This window comes from Mycobacterium sp. E2733, from assembly GCF_001667585.1.
Classification (GTDB): Bacteria; Actinomycetota; Actinomycetes; order Mycobacteriales; family Mycobacteriaceae; genus Mycobacterium.
Genome location: NZ_LZJZ01000045.1, coordinates 1 through 3,679, shown reverse-complemented (window position 1 = coordinate 3,679; position 3,679 = coordinate 1). Strand labels below are relative to the sequence as shown.

Annotated in this window: 2 protein-coding genes; both read right to left on the bottom strand. The window is 65.5% G+C overall.

Going from position 1 to position 3,679, the window contains the following annotated elements; all coding sequences use genetic code 11:
* Positions 1 to 1,772: type I polyketide synthase (locus A5678_RS09645; protein ID WP_156746836.1), on the bottom strand; the 1,772-nt coding region annotated here is incomplete at its 3' end.
* On the bottom strand, positions 1,769 to 3,679 hold a 1,911-nt coding region (locus A5678_RS09640), incomplete at its 5' end, for a beta-ketoacyl reductase (RefSeq protein ID WP_156746835.1). The genes A5678_RS09645 and A5678_RS09640, both read right to left, overlap by 4 nt.

Genomic DNA, 3,679 nt, shown 5'->3' with positions numbered 1-3,679 from the left:
GCGAAGGCGGGTTCGTCGGTGAGCAGTTGGTGGGCCATGCCGGTCCATTGCGATCCTTGACCGGAGTAGACGAACACCGTGCCGCTGCCACAGGGCCCGTCGTGGGGGCCCACCAGGCCGACGGCGGTGTGTCCGTCGGCTAGCGCGCTGAGCGCGTGGCGGGCCTGGTCGTGATCGCGGGCGCACACGGTGGCGAACACCGGGTGTTGGGCGCGGTGGTGATTGAGGGTGTGGGCGATTTCGGCCAGCCCGACCTGGGCGCCGGGGCCGGCCATCCACTCGGCCAACACCGCGGCCGTCGAGGCGATACGCTGCGGTGTCTTACCCGAGAGCACCAACGTGCTCACCGGCGGATCCGGTTGAGGCTCAACCGGTTCCCTGGCCGGGGCCTGCTCGAGCACCACATGCGCGTTGGTGCCGCTGACACCGAACGAGGACACCCCGGCCCGGCGGGCACGATCCGTCGACGGCCAGGCCATGCCGTCGGCGGCGATGATGAACTCAGCCGCGCCCCGGCCGGCGTGTGGGGTCAGCTGCTCGAAGTTCAGATGTTGGGGAACCTGACCGTGCTCGATGGCCAGCACGGTCTTGATGAAACCGGCGATGCCGGCCGCCGATTCCAGATGCCCCAGATTGGTTTTCACCGACCCCAGCACCAGTGGTGGCGCACCGTCACGCTCGCCGAACACTTCGCTTAACGCGTCGAGCTCGATCGGATCGCCCAACGCGGTGCCGGTGCCGTGTGCTTCGATGTAGTCGATCTCGGTGGGCTGCAACCGCGAAGCGTCCAACGCCTGGCGTAACAATGCCTGCTGGGCCGGCCCATTGGGCACGGTCTGCCCACTGCTGGCACCGTCTTGATTGACCGCCGAACCACGCACCAACGCCCACACCCGATCCCCGTCACGCTGGGCATCGCTGAGCCGCTTGAGCACCACCACCCCGCAACCCTCGGAGCGCACATACCCATCAGCACCAGCATCAAAGCTCTTACACCGACCATCAGGCGCCAACATCCCCCACCGAGAGGTCGAAATACTGTGTTCCAGCCTGAGCATCAGGTTGACCCCGCCGGCCAGAGCCGTGTCGCTTTCCCGGCGGCGCAGGCTCTCACACGCCAGGTGCACCGCCACCAACGACGACGAACACGCCGTGTCGAGCACCAACGCCGGACCACGCGCACCCAGAAAATACGACAACCGCCCAGCCGCGAAATTGGCCGCATTCCCAAACGGGATGTAGGCGTCGTAATCCTCCGGACTCAAGTCGCCTTGAAATGTCAGCATGTAGTCGTAGGCGGTCTGGCCGATGAAGACTCCGGTGTGGGTGCCGCGGATGGCCGGCGGGGTGATACCGGCGTGTTCGAGTGCCTCCCAAGCGACTTCGAGGAGCAACCGCTGTTGGGGATCCATCGCGGCGGCCTCCCGCGGGGAGATCCCGAAGAACTCGGCATCGAATTCATCGGGCTGCCAGGACGTCACAAAGCCGCCCTCCCGGGTGCAGATCGTGCCCGCCACCGTCGGGTCATCGCAGTAAAACGCATCAGCGTCCCAGCGCTGCGGCGGTACCCGCACAATCCCACTGCGCCCCTGCGCCAACAGCTGCCAATACTGCTCGGGATCATCAACCCCACCGGGCAACCGGCAACCCATCCCCACCACGGCGATCGGCTCCGTCGCACCCTTCTCAGCAACCTCCAAACGCGCACTCAGATCATCAATCTTGTGCAACGCCTCAGTAATAACCGCCCGGCGATCCGTCGACACACTCATCGGCCTCCAGCCAGCCTTTCCGAAAGATGTTCCAGCAGTTCGTCTTCGCTGAATTCGTCGTAGTCGTCGGTATTGTGTTGTTCGGCAGCTTCGATCAGCTCGGGCAGGATTGTGGCCAAGTAGCCGGCCAGCCCCTCAATGGTCGGATAGTCGAACACCATTGACATCGGCAGTTCTTCGCCGAGGCTTTCGGCGAGCGAACGCTGCAGCGTCACGCTCATCAGCGAATCCATGCCGGATTGGAAAAAGCCCGCGGACGGATCCAGCGGCTGCGCGCCCATCACGGCCGCAACTTGCTCCGTCACGTGCTCGATTAGCAGATCGTGACGCCGCTCCGGTTCGCAGCCGCGCAGTGCCTCGCGGAACGTCGACGTGCTCGTCGGTGAGCTGTCGTCGTCGGTCACGGGGAGCAAGTCGTCGATGATGTGAAGTGGTGCTCGGGTGCGATACGCGGTAGCCAGGCGACTCCAGTCGGCCGCGACCACGGTGCTCCGGGCCGGAGCATCGCCGCCGGCCAATGACCCCAGCGCTTGAATGGCCACCTCGTCGGGCATCGGTTCGAGCCCGGATTCGAGGGTCACGCGGCGATGCTGCTCGGTCTCGTTGTCAGCCAGCGACTTCCATAAGCCCCAATTCACGGCGGTAGCCGGAAGCCCTGCCGCCCGGCGCGCATAGGCGAAGGCGTCGAGGAAGGTGGTGGTGGCCGCGTAATGAGCCAGCCAGCGGGATCCGAGCACGCCGGAAATCGATGAGAAGAATACAAACTGGCGAACCGGCTGCTGCAGCGAGAGGTGATGCAGCAGTGACACCGCGTCCAGCTTCGGACGAAACATCACGTTGACGTCATCGTCGGTCATCTCGCAAAGAGTCACGGGTCCACCGCTATAGGCCGCCAGGTAGATGCCACCCAACGGAGGAAGGTCCGCACCGAAGCGGTGGAACAGCTCCGTCATCGCGGTTTCATCCGATGCGTCGGCGGCCACCGTAACCAAATTGGCCCCTTTGGCGGAGAGGGTTTCGGCCAACTCATCCAGTCGGGAACCCGGATCGCGCGATACCGCAACGATGGTGGCGGCCCCCATGTCGGCGAGCTGCTGGATCAGCAGAGGGCCGATCTTGCCGGTCGCCCCGATAACCAGATGGCTGACCCCATTGCCGAGCTCGACCGTCGAGACCGATGGCGGCGTGCGCCTACGCAGGCGCGGGACATGGCGCACGCCTGCCCGGTAGACAACCTGATCCTCGTCGTCGCCGCTGTGCGCCTCGGTGAGTACGTATCGGGTGGCCAGCCCTGCGGGCACCGACTCATCCACATCGATGACCCCGCCCCAGATTTCGGGATGCTCCAAGGCAAGGGTGCGGCCCAGTCCCCACAACGCCGCATGCGCGGGATTGGCCCGGTCACCTTCCGAGAGCGGTTGGGCATTGCGGGTCAGGATGAACAGTTTGGGCGGTGATGCCGTCGCCGCCATCGCCGCGCTCAGGTTTCGCCCCGCGTTGAACAGGGTGTAGCCCGGTGCGCCGTCAAAGAAAGCCGGCGCGGCAGTGGGCGCGTAGCACACATGGCTCACCCCACCGAGGGCATCGGCGAGCGCCGCGCTATCAGCGTGCTCGGTCAGCGCCGACGGCGACATAACCGTGACGGTGGCGTCTTCACCTAGACCATGGCTGATCTGCGCACCCGCGCCATCGTCGGCGATCACCAGCCAAGGGCCGACGGCCGGACCGCTTTCGGCGCTCAGTGGACGAACCGGCCACTCTAATTCGCAATACCACTCCGCTGGGATCACCTGGCCGTCGCTCACGCGTGGCTCGCTGTGCTGCGCAGCGGTTTCGGTTCGGCGCGTGGTGGGTGTGGGGTTGATCCAGTGGCGGGTGTGGTGCCAGGGGGTGGCGGGGATTTGAGT